The 16,801-nt window shown below is 72.0% G+C and carries 15 protein-coding genes; 5 read left to right on the forward strand and 10 right to left on the reverse strand.

Annotated elements, in window-relative coordinates:
• The first annotated feature begins 4 nt into the window (after positions 1–4).
• Complete coding sequence (locus ACQEVC_RS44010; RefSeq protein ID WP_432890348.1) at positions 5–982, forward strand: TetR family transcriptional regulator; 978 nt, start codon at positions 5–7, stop codon at positions 980–982.
• A 54-nt stretch (positions 983–1,036) separates the two neighbouring features.
• Here ACQEVC_RS44010 and ACQEVC_RS44015 read toward each other — a convergent pair whose 3' ends face one another.
• The 3 genes from ACQEVC_RS44015 to ACQEVC_RS44025 all read right to left on the reverse strand — a co-directional run bounded on the left by ACQEVC_RS44015 (position 1,037) and on the right by ACQEVC_RS44025 (position 3,375).
• On the reverse strand, positions 1,037–1,237 hold the full coding sequence (locus ACQEVC_RS44015; RefSeq protein ID WP_432890351.1) for a hypothetical protein: 201 nt from the start codon (positions 1,235–1,237) through the stop codon (positions 1,037–1,039).
• An 8-nt stretch (positions 1,238–1,245) separates the two neighbouring features.
• Positions 1,246–2,427: an acetoin utilization protein AcuC gene (locus tag ACQEVC_RS44020; protein ID WP_432890354.1), complete on the reverse strand. Its 1,182-nt coding sequence runs from the start codon at positions 2,425–2,427 to the stop codon at positions 1,246–1,248.
• A gap of 84 nt (positions 2,428–2,511) precedes the next feature.
• On the reverse strand, positions 2,512–3,375 hold the full coding sequence (locus ACQEVC_RS44025; RefSeq protein WP_432890357.1) for a sulfurtransferase: 864 nt from the start codon (positions 3,373–3,375) through the stop codon (positions 2,512–2,514).
• Positions 3,376–3,532: 157 nt separating this feature from the next.
• On the opposite strand from ACQEVC_RS44025, the gene ACQEVC_RS44030 reads away from it, so the two are divergent.
• Positions 3,533–4,219, forward strand: coding sequence for a metal-dependent transcriptional regulator (locus ACQEVC_RS44030; RefSeq protein ID WP_432890360.1), 687 nt, complete (start codon positions 3,533–3,535; stop codon positions 4,217–4,219).
• Positions 4,220–4,339: 120 nt separating this feature from the next.
• Here the strand turns inward: ACQEVC_RS44030 and ACQEVC_RS44035 are convergent, their stop codons facing one another.
• Positions 4,340–4,885: a hypothetical protein gene (locus ACQEVC_RS44035; protein WP_432890363.1), complete on the reverse strand. Its 546-nt coding sequence runs from the start codon at positions 4,883–4,885 to the stop codon at positions 4,340–4,342.
• Positions 4,886–5,223: 338 nt separating this feature from the next.
• Complete coding sequence (locus ACQEVC_RS44040) at positions 5,224–5,505, reverse strand: DUF5522 domain-containing protein (protein ID WP_432890366.1); 282 nt, start codon at positions 5,503–5,505, stop codon at positions 5,224–5,226.
• 199 nt (positions 5,506–5,704) lie between these two features.
• Here ACQEVC_RS44040 and ACQEVC_RS44045 point away from each other — a divergent pair, with 199 nt between their 5' ends.
• The gene (locus ACQEVC_RS44045; RefSeq protein WP_432890368.1) at positions 5,705–6,985 is read left to right on the forward strand and encodes an MFS transporter; all 1,281 of its coding nucleotides are present in this window, start codon (positions 5,705–5,707) and stop codon (positions 6,983–6,985) included.
• A gap of 34 nt (positions 6,986–7,019) precedes the next feature.
• Here ACQEVC_RS44045 and ACQEVC_RS44050 read toward each other — a convergent pair whose 3' ends face one another.
• Positions 7,020–7,955: a DUF2332 domain-containing protein gene (locus tag ACQEVC_RS44050; protein WP_432890371.1), complete on the reverse strand. Its 936-nt coding sequence runs from the start codon at positions 7,953–7,955 to the stop codon at positions 7,020–7,022.
• 280 nt (positions 7,956–8,235) lie between these two features.
• On the opposite strand from ACQEVC_RS44050, the gene ACQEVC_RS44055 reads away from it, so the two are divergent.
• Complete coding sequence (locus tag ACQEVC_RS44055; RefSeq protein WP_432890374.1) at positions 8,236–9,114, forward strand: hypothetical protein; 879 nt, start codon at positions 8,236–8,238, stop codon at positions 9,112–9,114.
• A 383-nt stretch (positions 9,115–9,497) separates the two neighbouring features.
• Here ACQEVC_RS44055 and ACQEVC_RS44060 read toward each other — a convergent pair whose 3' ends face one another.
• From ACQEVC_RS44060 to ACQEVC_RS44070, 3 genes are all read right to left on the reverse strand, one after another.
• Positions 9,498–12,356: a vitamin B12-dependent ribonucleotide reductase gene (locus ACQEVC_RS44060; RefSeq protein WP_432890377.1), complete on the reverse strand. Its 2,859-nt coding sequence runs from the start codon at positions 12,354–12,356 to the stop codon at positions 9,498–9,500.
• 70 nt (positions 12,357–12,426) lie between these two features.
• Positions 12,427–12,939, reverse strand: coding sequence for a transcriptional regulator NrdR (gene nrdR / locus ACQEVC_RS44065; protein ID WP_318395188.1), 513 nt, complete (start codon positions 12,937–12,939; stop codon positions 12,427–12,429).
• Positions 12,940–13,309: 370 nt separating this feature from the next.
• The gene (locus ACQEVC_RS44070; protein WP_432890379.1) at positions 13,310–13,636 is read right to left on the reverse strand and encodes a LysM peptidoglycan-binding domain-containing protein; all 327 of its coding nucleotides are present in this window, start codon (positions 13,634–13,636) and stop codon (positions 13,310–13,312) included.
• A gap of 248 nt (positions 13,637–13,884) precedes the next feature.
• Here ACQEVC_RS44070 and lexA point away from each other — a divergent pair, with 248 nt between their 5' ends.
• Complete coding sequence (gene lexA, locus ACQEVC_RS44075) at positions 13,885–14,670, forward strand: transcriptional repressor LexA (protein WP_318395190.1); 786 nt, start codon at positions 13,885–13,887, stop codon at positions 14,668–14,670.
• A gap of 259 nt (positions 14,671–14,929) precedes the next feature.
• Here lexA and ACQEVC_RS44080 read toward each other — a convergent pair whose 3' ends face one another.
• Positions 14,930–16,732 carry a hypothetical protein gene (locus ACQEVC_RS44080; RefSeq protein ID WP_432890383.1) on the reverse strand — a complete coding sequence of 601 codons (1,803 nt, stop codon included), beginning with the start codon at positions 16,730–16,732 and terminating at the stop codon, positions 14,930–14,932.
• Positions 16,733–16,801: the final 69 nt, after the last annotated feature.

The raw sequence follows: 16,801 nt of genomic DNA on the forward strand, positions 1-16,801 counted from the left end.
GCGGATGGACCGCCCGCCCGCCCCCGACACCCGGAGCCGGATCCTGCGTACCGCCCTCGACCTGTTCGGGGCGCAGGGTTACCAGCGCACCTCGCTGCGGCAGATCGCCGACCGGCTGGGACTGACCAAGGCGGGCATCCTCTACCACTACCCCAGCAAGGAGCACCTGCTGGTGGCGCTGGCCGAGCCGCTCGTCTCCGACCTGGAGGCGGCGCTGGACCGGGCGGCCCGGCTGCCCTGGCCGGCGGCCCGCTGGGCGGCGCTGGAGGGCTGGCTCGACACCCTGCTGCGGCACCGCCGTCCACTGGGGACGCTCTATCACGACATGACGCTGCTGGCCCGGGGCAGCACGTACGCCCGGATCATGCGGCTCGCCACCCAGGCGCACGACCTGGTCGCCGGGCCGGACGCGACCCGACTGGGACGGATCCGCGCCATCCAGGCGACCGGGATGCTCGGCGACCCGATCGTCTTCTTCGCCGACATGCCGGACGACGAACTACGGGCGGCGCTGCTCGACGGGGCCGTCCGGCTCCTCCGCGACCCGGCACCGCCATCCGGTGGGCCGGCACCGCCCGGGGCGGCTCCGCCCGCCCGACCGGCCGAGCCGGAGCCGGCCGCGCCACCCCTTGCACCAGCCAGGACGTCCGAGGTGGTGCCGGTCGGCGACGCGCGGCACGGCGGCACCGGCCCGGTGCCGGTAGCACGTACCGGCCGGGCCGACGAGCTGTCCGGAGGCCGGCACCCCGGCCCGGAGGGCGAGGCAGGAGGCCGGCACCCGGGTCCGGAGCGGGTCCGGCCCGGCCGTCGGCGCCGGGCGGGACGACCGCCCGGGCTCAGCGCCGAACAGGTGCGGACGGCCCGCGCGCTGCACGGCGCCGGCCTGCACACCGTGGACCAGATCGCCGCCAGTCTGGGCGTCTCCCGGGCCACCCTCTACCGGCACCTGCGGGTCACCGATCCGACCCACCCCGAGCCATAACGAGACGGTTTCCAATACTAATTCGAGACGGTTTTGCGACAACCGGAGCAGGGGTCACCCTACTCCGGGCGCGGTGACCAGGGTGCCGGCCTCGGCGTCCAGGGTGGCCTGCACCCCGAGCGGCGAGCGTGCCGCAGGTCCGGGCCGGTCGCCGGGGCCGAATCCGGGAGCCCAGGTGTCGCCGGGCCGGACCCGGCCACACTGTCGTCGGCCAACTCCGGGGCTCGCGTCAGCCAGGTCCGAAGCTCTGGCCACAGTCGGTATCAGAGCGCCGGATCCTGCGGGTCGAGGCCGTGCAGCGGAAAGACCGCCTTGCGGGTCGCCATGATCGCCCGGTCCACCGCGTCCGGCTCGCCGGTCGGCTGCCACGGCTCGTACGAGCCGTCCGCATCGTCGGTCATCCGCAGCGGTACCTCACGCTCCGGACGGCGGGCCTTGGCCAGCGCCCGCCAGGCCGGCGGAGTCAGCGCGGCCGGGTCGACCGGCTCACCGGTGGCCACCGCGAGCAGGTGCGTCCAGGCCCGGGGTACCACCTCGACCAGCGCGTAGCCGCCACCGCCGGTGGCCACCCAGCGCCCCTCGCAGAGTTCGTCGGCCAGCGCCCGCAGTGCCAGATAGCTCGCCCGCTGCCCGTCCACGCTCAGCCGCAGATCGGCCAGCGGATCGAGCCGGTGACTGTCCGCACCGCACTGGGTGACCAGGATCTGCGGCCGGAACGCGCGCAGCAGCGCCGGAACGGTGGCGTGGAAGCCACGCAACCAACCCGCGTCACCGGTGCCGGGCGGCAGCGGCAGGTTGACCGCGCTCCCCTCGGCCCCCGGGCCGCCGGTCTCGTCGGAGAACCCGGTGCCGGGAAAGAGCGCCAACGGCGTCTCGTGCAGGCTGATCGTCAACACCCGGGGGTCGGGGTAGAAGACCTCCTGCACGCCGTCACCGTGGTGCACGTCGACGTCCACGTAGGCCACCCGCTCGGCGCCGAGGTCGAGCAGTCGGGCGATGGCCACCGCCGGGTCGTTGTAGACGCAGAACCCGGCCGCCCGGCTGGGCATCGCGTGGTGCAGCCCACCGGCCACGTTGACCGCCCGCCGGGCCTCACCCCGCCAGACCGCCTCGGCCGCCGCCAGGCTCGCCCCGGCCACCAGGGCGCTGGACTCGTGCATCCCGTCGAAGATCGGGTTGTCCGGCGTACCGAGGCCGTATCCGGAGAAGAGTGGGTCGCTCGGCGCCGCCCGGACCGCGTCGAGGTAGTCCGGCCGGTGCACCCGGGCCAGGGCCGTGTCGTCGGCCGGGGTGGGCGCCACCACGCGTACGCCGGGGCGGTCCAGAATGCCGAGTTCCCGGGCCAGGGCCAGGGTCAGTTCCACCCGTACCGGGTCGAGTGGGTGGTCACCCAGGTCGTACGTCAGCAGACTCTCGTCCCAGACCACCACCGTGTCGTCCGACATGGCGTTCATCGTCGCACGGCCACCGACGACCACCCGCGACCACGTACCCGGAGCGCCGCGCGCCGCTACCGCGACCCGACGGGCTCAGGAGCCGGCCGGCGCCGGGTCGGTGCCGAGCGCCACCGGCCGCTCCGGATCGGTGATCCAGTGGCTCCACGACCCGACGTAGAGGGCCGCCTCGGGATATCCGGCCCGGTGCAGGGCGAGCACCGCCTGCGCGGCGGTCACCCCGGAGCCGCAGTAGGCGCCGACCCGCACCCCGGGCCGGACGCCCGCCTCGGCGAACCGGGCCCGCAGCGCCTCGGCGGCCGGCAACCTGCCGTCCACCCCGACGTACTCGGTCGCCGGCACGTTCACCGCACCGGGAATGTGCCCGGCTACCGAATCGACGGGCTCGGTCTCACCCCGGTAGCGCGCCGCCGTCCGGACGTCGACCAGCACCCCGCCCGCCGCCATCTCGGCGGCCGAGCCGGCATCCAGCACCGGCATGCCACCCGGGCGTACGGTCACGTTCCCCGGCGTCAGTGCCGGCGGCTCGGTAGTGACCGGCAGCCCGGCCCCGGCCCACGCCGGGAAGCCGCCGTCGAGCACCCGGACCTCGGCATGCCCGGCCCAGCGCAGCGTCCACCAGGCCCGGGCCGCCGCCATCCCGTCGCCGCCGTCGTAGACCACCACCGGCCAGCCGGCCCGGACACCGGCCGCGCGGAGCACCCGCTGCAACGCCGCCGGGTCGGGCAGCGGATGCCGGCCACCCTCGCCGGGCGGCCCGGACAGCTCGGTGTCCAGGTCGACGAAGACCGCGCCGGGGAGGTGCCCGGCCAGGTAGTCCGTGCGGCCGGGCGGTCCGACGAGCCGCCAGCGGACATCCAGTACGACCGGCGGCTCGGCGGACGCCAGTTCGGCGGCGAGCCCGGTCACGTCGACGAGGAGGTCACCCGGTACGGACACGGCGTCCAGTCAACACCATCCGGCACGGAAGCGCCCGGCTCGGCGACACTGAATATCGGTGCCCCGAGGTACCATCGTGATCGGGAGGACCACTGACGTGAACGACCTAGTCGACACCACCGATTGCACAGTTACCAGCGGAGATAGGTGGTAACTGATGAATGATCTCGTTGACACCACCGAGATGTACCTGCGCACCATCCTCGAGCTGGAAGAGGAGGGGGTGCCGCCGCTGCGTGCCCGGATCGCCGAGCGGCTGCGCCAGAGTGGTCCGACCGTCAGCCAGACCGTGGCCCGGATGGAGCGCGACGGCCTGCTGACCGTCGAGGACGACCGGCACCTCCAGCTCACCGCGCTCGGCCGGACGCAGGCGATCTCGGTGATGCGCAAGCACCGGCTGGCCGAGCTCCTGCTCGTCAACGTGATCGGGATGCCCTACGAGGAGGCCCACGAGGAGGCCTGCCGCTGGGAGCACGTGATGAGCGACTCGGTGGAGAAAAAGGTCTACGAGCTGCTCGACCGGCCCACCCGGTCGCCGTACGGCAACCCGATCCCGGGGCTGGAGGCGCTGAGCCCCAACCCGGACGTCACGGTCGAAACAGTCACCGAGGGTGAACGCAATCTCGCCTTCCCCGGCCTGAGCGGTCCGGTGGTGGTCCGCCGGATCTGCGAGAGCGTCCAGAAGGACGGCGACGTGTTGCGGCAGTTGCACGCTGCCGGAGTCGACCCGGGCGCGATGGTGACGGTGGCCCAGGAGCGTGACGGGGTCACCATCGACCGCTCCGGCGACAAGGTACGGCTGCCCCGGGAGGTCGCCTCCCGGGTCTTCGTCGCCGCGCACTGACGCCCAGCCGCACCGCCTGCACACCAGCGCGGCTGCCCGACCTCCCCGGCGGGGCGGTACACCGCACCCGCCGACCCACCGGCCGGTTCCGGCTCACCCGCCGGCTCCGGCCCGCGATGGTCAGAGGCTGCTGGTGTCGATCTTCTTCGCCAGGTTGATCAGCTTGGGCGCGAGAGCGTCGGCCTGGGCCTCGTCCTCCCCGGCCGCGAAGGTGAAGCGGAGGCTGACCAACCGGCCGTTGCCGGCGAGCCAGCCCACCTCGACCGCACTTCCGACGCTCTTCGCCGGGGCCGTCGTGGCACGGTAGGCGGCCTTGCCGAGCCCCTTGACGGTCTTGCCGCCGCTCGGAACGACCTCGTCGGCGAAGATCGACGCGTCGGCCGTGGTCGGGGTCACCGACAGCGTGAGTTCGGGTCGGGCCTCGGCCTCGCCGCGCAGCACGCAGGTGTCCGTCTTGCCGTGCCGGCTCGCCGCCGCCACCTCGAACCTGGTGCCGATGGCCTGCTCGATCGCCGGGTACTCCAGTAGCTGGCAGGCGCCGCCGGCAGCCGACGCCGGCAGCCGGACCACCTTCGGCGCCGGGCCGACCGACTGCGGCGTGGCCTCCTCGGCACACCCGGCGAGCAGCAGCAAACCGGCACCAATCAGGCAGAGTCGTCCGCGCACCTCGCACCTCCCACCCGCCCGGCCCGAGCGCCGGGGAATCCGTCGGACACCGTACGGGTTCGGCGCGCCCGGCGAAACCCCGCATCCCACCGTCGCCCGCGCGACTCCGGTGAACGGCTCGCCCGCGCCGCTCCCGCCCGCCCGCGCCGCTCCCGCTCGCCCGCGCGGCTCCCGCCCACCGCCCGCCCGCACGGCTCCCGCCCGTCGCCCGCCCGCACGGCTGCGCTCCGCCGCTCGTTCCGGCCGAGCGCGACCACCCGGAACCGGTCCGGGTTGCGGAGGCTCCTCGATCGTCTTGACGAACGCGGTGGCAGCGCGGCCGCACGGGGTGGCCCGGCTCAGCCGACCGGTGGCACCGGGTCGTCCAGGTACGGGCAGTGCCGGCAACCACGCCCGCAGCAGGTGCCACGCCGGGCCAGAAACCCCGCGGTGAGCACGAAGAGCCCGGTGCCCGGGTCGGGATAGCCAGCCTCGCCGGCCGCGAGCGCGGCGGCGTGGGCGGCGAGGATCCGCTCCCGGTCCGGGTGCGTCAGCGGGAGCCGGGACGGGTGCGGCTGGTCGAGCGGTCGGGGTGCCAACGGCAGGCGCCGTCCCCTCGCCTGCTCCCCCGGACCGTCCATCGCGCCGACCCTACGACATCCCGCCGTCCGCCCCGGCCAGCGGCTGGTTCCCCGGCCCGGCCGAGGCCAAATTCGGTATCCGAACACCAAGATCAACGGTAGCGTTGCCAACCGTCTCCCGGCGCGGTCGACCGAAGACGGCGGCCGTGTTGCAGGCCGAGGCCAGCGGAGGCCACGAGCCGTACCGACGGGTGGATCGGTGACCCAGCAACTGGCACGACCCTCGACGCCCGGGACGGCGGAGCAGCCCTCGCTGTGGCGCAACCGGAACTTCATGCTGCTGTGGAGTGGTCAGACCGTCAGCGAGCTGGGGACCAGAATCTCCGGGATCGCCGTACCGCTGCTCGCCGCCAACGACCTGCGGGCCAGCGTGTTCCAGATCTCCCTGCTCACGACGATCGCCTGGTTGCCGTACCTCTTCTTCTCGCTGCCGGCCGGGGTCCTCGCGGACCAGGTCGACCAGCGGCGGGTGATGATCGTCTGCGATCTGGCCCGGATGGCGCTGATGCTGTCGTTGCCGGTGGTCGCCCTGCTCGGAGGGCTGACCCTGGGCTACCTGTACGCGGTCGTCGGGCTCTCCGGCGCACTCACCGTGCTGTTCACGGTGGCCTACCGGAGCAGCCTGCCGGGGCTCGTACCCGCCGGCCAGCTCGTCGAAGCGAACGGCAAACTCGGGATGAGCCAGGAGTTCGCCGAACTCGTCGGGGTGAGCCTCGGCGGCGCGCTGATCGCCCTCGGCGGCGCCGCCAGGACCTTCGTCGGCAACGCGCTCGCCTTCCTGGTGAGCGCGGTGACGCTCGCCCTTCTCCGGCCCGGGCCGGCCGGCCGGCGAGGTGCCGGATGGACCGAGGACCGGGTGCCGCTGCGGGTCGCGCTCACCGGTGGGCTCGGCTTCATCCGGCGGCAACGGATCCTGCTCGGCATCCTGGCCTGCACCACTACCTCGAACTTCTTCGTGATGGCGTCGGGTTCGATCGAGATCACCTTCATGGTCCGGGAGCTGCACGCCACGCCGGTACTGGTCGGTTTGGTCTACGCGGGAAGCGCCCTCGGCGGCCTGGCGGCCGGCGCCGCCGCGCGGCGGCTGTCCAGGCGGATCGGGTCCGCCCGGATCATCTGGGTCGCCATGGCCGCGCCCGGACCGCTCTACCTGCTGCTGCCGCTGGCCCGGCCGGGTTGGGGGCTGCTGCTCTACGGAACCGGCCTGGCCGCCTTCTCCGCAAACACGGTGCTGTTCAACGCTGCCGCGATGTCGTACCGGCAGCGGGTCACCCCGGCCGGGCTGCTCGGCCGGGTCAACGCGGCGTTCCTCTGGATCTGCTACGGCGTCATCCCGCTCGGCGCCCTGTTCGGCGGCGTACTCGGCAGCCAGCTCGGACTGCGCCCGGCACTCTGGGTCTGTGTGCTCGGCACCTGGAGCGCCGCGCTCTTTGTCGTCTGCTCACCGCTGCGCGGGATGCGGGACATGCCGGTGACGTGACGCCCTGCTGGCGACCGGGCATCGAGGGTCGGGGCTATCCGAACCAGACCATCGCCTGTCCGTGCCCCCGGGTCCAGGCGACCGGCCTGCCGTCCAGTGCGAGCACGTTGTAGAACGCGTCGCTCGGCGGCTCCGGCAACCCGTCGTAGGGCAGCACCTCCGGAGCCTCGTTCGCGATCCAGTGGCCGGGCAGCCCGCGTACCAGCTCGGCGAAGGCCTGCCGGCGTGGCGCCGGCACCTGGTAGAGCACCGCGGTGTGGAAGACGACCAGGGTCGCGCCGGGCGGCGCCTGCGCGGCCAGCGCCGGTAGGTCGTCCACCAGGTCGCCCCGGACCAGCAGCGGCGGCTCGGCCGCGGCGACCGCCGCCGCGGCCGACAGCCGGGCCCGCCGGTGCGCGTGCTCCGGCCAGATGGTGGCCTCCAGCCAGGCGACGTCGGCGGGATCGGTCACGTCCAGCGGGTTCAGGTCCAGGCCGGCCCGCCACACCACCTCGGGCAGCCGGGTCGGCGGCGCCATTGACGTGGCCGCGCAGTCGAGCAGCGGCTCGCCGTTGCCGACGAGGTGCTCGCCGTAGCGGTAGGCGTAACGGTCCGGGTAGAGGCAGAGCCCGGCGGAGGCGCCGACCTCCAGCAGCGCGAGCGGCTGCGGCAGGGAGTTGAGTACCGGCAGCAGCAGCGCACACCGGCCGGCCTCGTTGGTCTGGGTGGCCCGGGTACGCACCTGCGCCGCGATCGCCGGCCAGTTCGCCACCGCGTACTCGTGGAACGCGGCCGGGTCCTCGACCGGACCGCCGAGCAGCCGTACGACTCCGAACAGCAGGTTCGGTTGCTGCTTGGCGGGCGGCAGCGTACCGATCAGGTCGAGCAGCTCGTCGTCGCGGGAGACCGCGAGGGAGAGCCGCTCGTACGCGGGCGACACCCCCCGCGCCTCACGGGTGCCGAACTCGACGTAGCGGGCGGCGATCGTCATGTCCCGATGATCGCATCCGGCCCGGCGCCGTCCGTCCTGATGGCTGACCGGCGGGACGAGCAGACCGCTTGTCGACCGGCTCCCGCGATGGGACACGTCGTCCGCCACAGCGGGAAGACCATCCCGCACACGTATCCGAATCGGTCGTTGCCAGAGCCTGGACGCCCTGCGGGCCGGCCTGCCTCGTAACCAACGCTGAAGCGCCTCGTTGCAGAGATGGGTTTACCTATTTCTCCCGGTCTAAGCATGGTTGGGGGGATCTGAAGGGGAATGAGGAAACATGCGTCATTTCTGGCGAACATCATCGGCAATTTTCCTCGGCGTCGCCGTCGCGGGTGCGGTCAGCCTGGGGCCGGCAGTTCCGGCCCTGGCCGCGCCCGGTGACGCGCGGGCCCGCGGAGTCGTAGTAGATCTCTCCGCTTCGGTGGCCGGTGTCCAGGTTGTCAGCGCCAACGCGACCATCGGTACCGCGACCGCCCCGGCTGCCGGTGGCACCGACACGTCGACGGCGCTGGCGATTGCGCTTCCCGGTGCGGTGGGAGTCACCGCCACCGGCACGGTCGTGCAGGTCAGCGCTACCCGCGGTCCGAACGCGTCGTCGGCGAACGCCAGCATCGCCGACCTGGCACTTGGAATCCTCGGCACGCCGGTCCTCGCCGCGGAGGCGATCACCGCCACGGTGAACTGCCCACGGGTGGGTGCGCAGAGCGCTGAGACGACCCTGGTGGGACTGGAGTTGTTCGGCGCGCCCGTCGCGGTGGCTCCGAACACGCCGGCGGTCGACGCCAGCACCGCGGTCGTCGTGGCCGGGCTCGTCGGCGCCACGCTGAACGCTTCGGTGACCCGGGTCGAGACGACCACCGCGACCGGGGCGACCGCGATTGCCGTACAGGCCAGCTTCACCTTGACCGGAACCGTCGCGGGTGTGCCGGTGACCATTCCGGTCGGAACCGTCATCCTTGCGGAAGCGACATGTCAGCGTCCGGCTGCGGTCCCTCCGCCGGGCCCACCGCAACCACCGGCGCCGGGTCCGGGCCTGCCGGTCACCGGCTCCTCGATCGGTGTCCTGCTGAGCCTCGGAGCGGCCCTGGTCGCCGCAGGGGCAATGATGCTCCTGATTCACCGCCGCCGTTCTCGGCCGACGTCCTTCGTCGCCTGACGAGCGCATGACGGTCGTGCCCCGGGCAGACTGCCCGGGGCACGACCATATTCATTCGCCTCGCGCTCATCCATCCCGGTCAGCGCGTACCCGATTTCGCCTTGCAGGACAAGACAGTGACCGGGTGCCTGGCCCGCTGGCCGGGTCGCCGACAGTCCAGATTCCACCCCCCGGTGCACACGGCCGCCGATCAGGTCCGCCCAGGTCCCCGTCGCGGCGACCGCCCGACCCCTTACGGGATCGGGCGGTCGCTTCCTCTTCAGCCGTGGACCGGCTCTTCAGCCGTTGGCCGGCGCCGCAATCCACACGTCGCGGATCACCAGCCCCCCAGCCGTCGTCGTCATCGAGCAGTTCGGCGTTGCCACAGGTGCGATTCGGCCCGGTCAGCTACAACCGGAGGTCGAACCGCAGCCCTCGCAGACGTAGCAACTGCCGGCGGGGCGCATCTTGGTGCCGCAGGTGAAGCAGAGCGGGGCGTCCGCAGCCGTACCGAGCACCGCCTCCAGCAGTTCGGTGGAGGAGCCGACGTTCGGCGCAGGCCGTTCCGCCACCACCTCGACCTGCTGCTCCGCCGCCGGCTCCGGCTTGGCCGTCTCCACCGGCGCCGATGCGGCCATCGCGGCGAGGTCCACCGCACTCTCCGCCTCGGCCTCGGCCCGCAGTTGCGCGGCCCGCTCCTTGGCGGTGAAGATGCCCAGCTCGGCCCGGCGCTCGTAGGGCAGGAAGTCCAGCGCCAGCCGGCGGAAGATGTAGTCCATCACCGAGGCGGCCATCCGGATGTCCGGGTCGTCGGTCATCCCGGCCGGCTCGAACCGCATGTTGGTGAACTTGCTGACGTACGTCTCCAGCGGCACGCCGTACTGCAGGCCGATCGAGATGGCCACCGAGAAGGCGTCCATCACCCCGGCCAGCGTCGAGCCCTGCTTCGACATCTTCAGGAAGACCTCGCCGAGGCCGTCGTCCGGGTACGACGAGGCGGTGAGGTAGCCCTCGGCCCCGCCGACCGAGAACGAGACCGTCTCGGAGGGACGCTTCTTCGGCAGCCGCTTGCGCACCGGCCGGTACTCGACGACCTTCTCGACCGCCTTCTCCACCGGAGCCGGCTCGACCGCCTTCTCCTTCTCGTTCTTGGCGGCGGAGAGCGGCTGGCCGACCTTGCAGTTGTCCCGGTAGATCGCCAGGGCCTTGAGGCCGAGCTTCCAACCCTCGAAGTAGATCTCCTCGACCTCCTCGACGGTCGCCGACTCCGGCATGTTGACCGTCTTGGAGATGGCGCCGGAGATGAACGGCTGCACCGCGGCCATCATCCGGACGTGTCCCATCGGGGCGATCGAGCGCTGACCCATCGCGCAGTCGAAGACGGCGTAGTGCTCCGGCTTCAACCCGGGCGCGTCGACCACGTGGCCGTGTTCGGAGATGTGCTCGACGATCGCCTCGACCTGCTCCTCGGGGTAGCCGAGGCTGCGCAGGGCGCGCGGCACCGTCTGGTTGACGATCTGCATCGAGCCGCCGCCGACCAGCTTCTTGAACTTCACCAGCGCCAGGTCCGGCTCGACCCCGGTGGTGTCGCAGTCCATCATCAGCCCGATGGTGCCGGTCGGGGCCAGCACCGACGCCTGGGCGTTGCGCCAGCCGGACTTGTCACCGATCTTGTTGCCGTGGGTCCACTGCTTGGTGGCCTCGCGGACGATCTCGGTGGCGACCGTGCCGGTCGGCTTGATCGCGTCGTTCGCGGCGGCGTGCTTGCGCATCACCCGCTTGTGCGGCTCGGCGTTGCGGGCGTAGCCGTCGTAGGCGCCGACCACCCCGGCCAGTTCGGCCGAGCGGCGGTAGGCGGTGCCGGTCATCAGCGAGGTGATCGCGGCGGCCACGGACCGTCCGCTTTCCGAGTCGTACGGGTGGCCGGTCGCCATCAGCAGCGCACCGAGGTTGGCGTACCCGATGCCGAGCTGCCGGTAGGCCCGGGTGGTCTCGCCGATCTTCTCGGTCGGGAAGTCGGCGAAGCAGATCGAGATGTCCATCGCGGTGATGACCAGCTCGACCGACCTGACGAACTTCCGGACCTCGAAGCCGCCGTCGGCGCGGAGGAACTTCATCAGGTTCAACGAGGCCAGGTTGCACGAGGAGTTGTCCAGGTGCAGGTACTCCGAGCACGGGTTGGAGGCGGTGATCCGCCCGGTCTCCGGGCAGGTGTGCCAGTCGTTGATCGTGTCGTCGTACTGCAGGCCCGGGTCGGCGCACTCCCAGGCGGCCTGGGAGATGGTCCGGAACAGCCCCTTGGCGTCGATGGTCTCGATCACCGCGCCGTCCAGCCGGCCGCGCAGGTCGAACTTGCCGCCGTCCTGCACCGCCCGCATGAACTCGTCGGAGACCCGGACCGAGTTGTTGGCGTTCTGGTACTGCACGCTGACGATGTCGGAGCCGCCGAGGTCCATGTCGAAGCCGGCGTCCCGCAGCGCGCGGATCTTGTGCTCCTCACGCGCCTTGGTGAGGACGAACTCCTCGACGTCCGGGTGGTCGACGTCCAGGATGACCATCTTGGCCGCCCGCCGGGTCGCCCCGCCGGACTTGATGGTCCCGGCGCTGGCGTCCGCACCCCGCATGAAGCTGACCGGGCCGGAGGCGGTGCCACCGCTGGAGAGCAGTTCCTTGGAGGAACGGATCCGGGACAGGTTGACCCCGGAGCCGGAACCGCCTTTGAAGATCAGCCCCTCCTCCTTGTACCAGTCGAGGATCGAGTCCATCGAGTCGTCGACGGCGAGGATGAAGCACGCGCTCACCTGCTGCGGCGAGGCGGTGCCGACGTTGAACCAGACCGGCGAGTTGAAGCTGAACACCTGGTGCAGCAGCATCCAGGTCAGCTCGTGCTCGAAGACCTCGGCGTCGGCCGGGCCGGCGAAGTAGCCGTGCTGCTCCCCCGCCGCCCGGTACGTCTTCACCACCCGGTCGATGAGTTGCTTGAGTGACCACTCCCGCTCCGGGGTGCCGACCGCGCCCCGGAAGTACTTGGTGGTGACGATGTTGGCCGCGTTGACGCTCCACGAATCCGGGAACTCGACGCCCCGCTGCTCGAAGTTGATCGAGCCGTCCCGCCAGTTCGTCATGACGACGTCCCGGCGCTCCCAGGTCACCTCGTCGTACGGGTGCACCCCCTCGGTGGTCCAGACGCGCTCCACCTTCAGACCGGCCGTCGCCGCCGACCGGGTACGTGACCTACTTGCTGTCACACCTTCCCCCGACATCTCATCCGCCCCCTTACGCACGCACGACGCTTCCCGTCGTACGGCCTCGCTGATCTGTTACCCGAAAGAACTAACTGGCTGGTTCGCCCGCCGGCTGGACAGCCCCGACGCCGTCCACCGCCGACCGACTCCGAGCCACCGCCGCCGCCCGCAGCGCGTCGATCTCCCGCTCGAAGTCGTCCAGCGACTCGAACGACCGATACACGCTGGCGAAGCGGAGGTAGGCCACCTCGTCCAGCTCCCGCAGCGGGCCAAGGATGGCGAGCCCCACGTCGTGGCTGGGAAGCTCGGCCGCGCCCTTGGCCCGGACCGTCTCCTCCACCCGCTGGGCCAGCAGGGCGATCGCGTCGTCGTCCACCGGGCGGCCCTGGCACGCCTTCCGCACCCCGCCGATGATCTTCGTCCGGCTGAACGGCTCGGTGACCCCGCTGCGCTTGACGACCGCGAGCACCGGCTCCTCGACCGTGGTGAACCGCTTGCCGCATTCCGGGCAGGCCCGCCGGCGCCGGATCAACTGGCCGTCGTCGGCCTCCCGCGAGTCGACCACCCGGGAGTCGGCGTGCCGGCAGTACGGACACCGCATCGCCAACCTCCTTCACACCGCCGGGACCACCGCGCCTGTCGGCCCGCCGGAGCGGCGGACCCGCCCACAGGCAGCCGACACCAGCGGATCAGCCACCTTCGGTGGCTCCCGCGGTGTTGGGCGGACCTGAGTGCTGCGGGTAGTGGAACCCCAACTTCTAGGTGACTTACACCCTTGTCGCTACTACATCTAGGGGTCGACCGTATGTCGCCGAACAGCCGAGGTCAAGTTGAACAGGGCGTGGCGCGGCCCGCAAATCTTCCAACCGCCCCGCCGACAACGGGGTTACCGCTTCGCCGACACGGACCGCAGTTACCGCTTCGTCAGCAGCGACCGCAGTTACCGCTTCGCCGGCACGGAGCGACCGCAGTTACCGCTTCGCCGGCAGGATCAGCCGCTGACCGGCGTGCACCGTGTAGTCGTCGAGCCCGTTGAGCAGGCGGATCTCGTCGATCACCGCGAACGGCCGCTGGCTGGGCCGGTGCCGCTCGGCCACCGACCAGAGGGTGTCACCGGGCCGGACCACCGCGGTCTCCGCCGACCGGGGCGGGTCGGCGGCCCGGGACGCGGGCGAGAGGATCGCCGCCAGTCCCGCCACGAGGAGCAGCAGGAGCACGGTCACGACCAGCCGGCCCCGCCGGGTGAGCCGCAGCCGCGCACCGCCCCGGGTAGTCCTCGGATATCCCGTCGCACCCATCGCGACCTCCAAGATCGAACAGGAGTTCGAACGAACGGACGTACGATGGTTTATCAGAACAGGCGTTCGATGTCGAGCCGACGGAGGCGACACGCCGCGCCGAATGTCGTACAGATGTTTGAAACTGTGTGATCTCACCTATACGGTTTTGAACATCGACGCCGGGACCGTGGAATACACGGGACCGGCGCCGAGCCACGACGCACCACGAGCCGCCAAGGCACCCCCACCGCCACCAGGAGGACGACGTGTCGACCGACGACCGGACGAGCCGGCAGAAGCCCCAGAAGAGCGGCGTACCAGGCACCCGGGCCAGCCGACGCACGGCCGGACCGCGGAGCCGGGAGGGTGCCCCCGCGCTGCGCGCGGTCACTCCGGTGGTGAGCGCCTTCCCCGACCTGGTCTCCGCGGACCTCACCGCCCGGCAGCGCCGCATCCTCGAATTCATTCGGGACTGGGTGGAGCGCTACGGCTACCCGCCCAGCGTCCGGGAGATCGGCGAGGCGGTCGGCCTGGTCTCCCCGTCGAGCGTGGCCTACCAGCTCAAGGAACTGGAGCGTAAGGGCTTCCTCCGGCGCGACCCCAACCGCCCGCGCGCCGTGGACGTGCGCCCGCCGAGCGAGATGATCGACGACGAGACCGCCCGGGCCCAGCGTCCCACCCCGGCCTACGTGCCCCTGCTCGGTCAGATCGCCGCCGGTGGCCCGATCCTCGCCGAACAGGCCGTCGAGGACATCTTCCCGCTCCCACGCGAGCTGGTCGGCGAGGGCGAGGTCTTCATGCTCCAGGTCAAGGGTGACTCGATGCTCGACGCGGCGATCTGCGACGGCGACTGGGTGGTCGTCCGCCAGCAGCCGACCGCGAACTCGGGAGAGATCGTCGCGGCGATGCTGGACGGTGAGGCGACGGTCAAGACCTACCGCCGCCGGGACGGGCACGTCTGGCTGATGCCGGCCAACTCCGCCTTCGACCCGATCGCCGGTGACAGCGCCACCATCATGGGCCGGGTGGTGGCGGTCCTCCGCCGGATCTGACGACCACCCACCGGGGCATCCCCATGCCCGCACCGGCGGAGGTCCGGCGCGGTGCTGGTCCGGGCCCGGCGGCGTGGGGGTCCGCTGCCGGGCTGAACCTCGTCCACTCAGCCCGGCCCGGCATGACATGGCCCGGCCCGGCATGCCATGGCCCGGCCGGAGGCAGACCGCCGCCCGACCGGGAGCGGGTAAAGCCCTGCCGTGCGGTGGGTCGGCGGTCGTCGCCGGGGTCACCCCGCGAGGGTCGGGCCCGACCGGGTCAGCGGTGGTCGTAGTCGTCGGGATGCCCGCCGGACCGCTGCCGGGGCTGGCCGTACTGGCCACCCCGTGGTCCGCCAGCACGGGGCCCGGCACTCTGGCCGCTCCGCGGCGGCCCGCCCCACTGGTCGTCCGGCCCGGGGCGGCCAGCCCGACCGTTGCCGTTGCCGCCGGAGGGCTGGCCGCCGTAGACGCCACCGCCACCGCCACCAGCCCGGGGGCGGCCGGCCGGAGCGCCACCGCCGGCGGGAGCCCCGCCGTAGACGCCACCGCCAGCGGGTGGGCGACCGCCGCCACCGCCCTGAGGTCGACCGCCACCGCCCTGGGGGCGACCGCTACCGCCTTGAGGTCGACCGCCACCCCCCTGGGGGCGACCGCCACCACCACCGCCCGGAGGACGGCCGCCGCCGTACACGCCACTGCCACCGGCCGGCTTCGCGCCGTAGACAGCCCCGCCGTCGGCCGGCTTCCCGCCGTACACGCCGCTCCCCGGCCTGCCCCGGCCGGCCGGCTCGTAGTCGTCGGCCGGGCGGTCGGAACGGTAGCCGTTGTCGTATCCCCCGGAGCGTGCCGGACCCCAGTTCGAACCGTCGTCGTAGTCGGGGCGCCGGCCGCCGGGGCGGTCCCGGTCGCCGCCCGGCATCTCCTCCCGGCCGGCCCTCGGATCGATGTCGTCACCGTCCGGCCCGACGGCGCCCAGGCCGTCCTCCCTGGGCCGGCGGCGGGCCCGCACGATCCCGAAGATGCCCAGCCCGACCAGCAGGGCGCCGAGCACCCCCACAGCCGCGATGAGATAGGTGATGTCGTCCAGGGTCAGCGAATCGGTCCAGGACGTCGCGGACTCCGTCGAGTCGGCCCCGGACCCGCCGGCCGAGGCCGCCGCCACCTCCTTCGCCGGGGTGTAGCTCAGCACCGTCACGTCCAGTTCCTCGTCGAGCGAGGCGACGTCGGAAACGGTGAGGAAGCTCTTGCCGTCGGGGGTGTACGCGACCGCCTCGCCGAACGGGTCGGCCAGGGCCGTCATCCGAGGCTTCCCGGTGGTCAGGGTCTTGACCAGGTCGTCGTCCTGCACGTCCCACTCGAAGGCGTCCGCGTAGGTACGCAGGGCGACCCGGCTGCCGTCCGGCGACCGGGCCCCGCCGGTGATCGTCACCCGGCCAGCCCCGCCGAACGGGTTGGCGGTGGAGGACTTCGGCAGGCTGATCTCGCCGGCCTTCGCCAGCGGCACGCCCTCGTCGTTGTTCTTCTTCAGGGCCGCGCTCGGGCGGTAGATCTCGGCCTTGCCGGTGGCCTTGGTAATGATCAACGGCACGTTGTCGGAGCCGATCAACAGCGCCTCGGCGTCGTGCCGCTTGTTGCCGGGAAAGGTCAGCCGGTGCAGCACCGGCTTGGTGGCACCGCTGAGCGGCATGCTCCAGAGCACGACGCTGGTCCGCCGCTCGGCGTCGTTGTCACCGGTGTCGGCGATCCAGAGGGTCTTGCCGTCGGGGGAGAGAGCGAGGTCCTCCGGGTCGCGCGGGTTGCTCGCGTACTGGACGGCCTTCTTCAGCTTGCACTTGGTGTCCAGCAGGAAGACCCGCTCCCGGTCCGGATCCTCGCTGCCGTCGTTGATCATCACGTAACCACTCGACGTGGCGATCATGCCGGAGAGTTCCGTCATCCGCTCGTCGGTGACGGTGCAGACCTTCTTGCCGGCAGCGGCGGAGGCCGCGACAGCTCCGAAACCGAGGCTGACCCCGACCAGGCCAAGGGTCAATCCGAGCACGCCGGAGGCAACCAGCACCATGGAGAGGACTCGCCGCATCCGCCCAGTGTCGCATGCTGATGCCGCTAACCGGGGAAGCGGCGTGATCAACCCTCCGTCACCGGTCAA

The organism is Plantactinospora sp. CA-294935 (assembly GCF_050936445.1).
GTDB lineage: Bacteria > Actinomycetota > Actinomycetes > Mycobacteriales > Micromonosporaceae > Plantactinospora.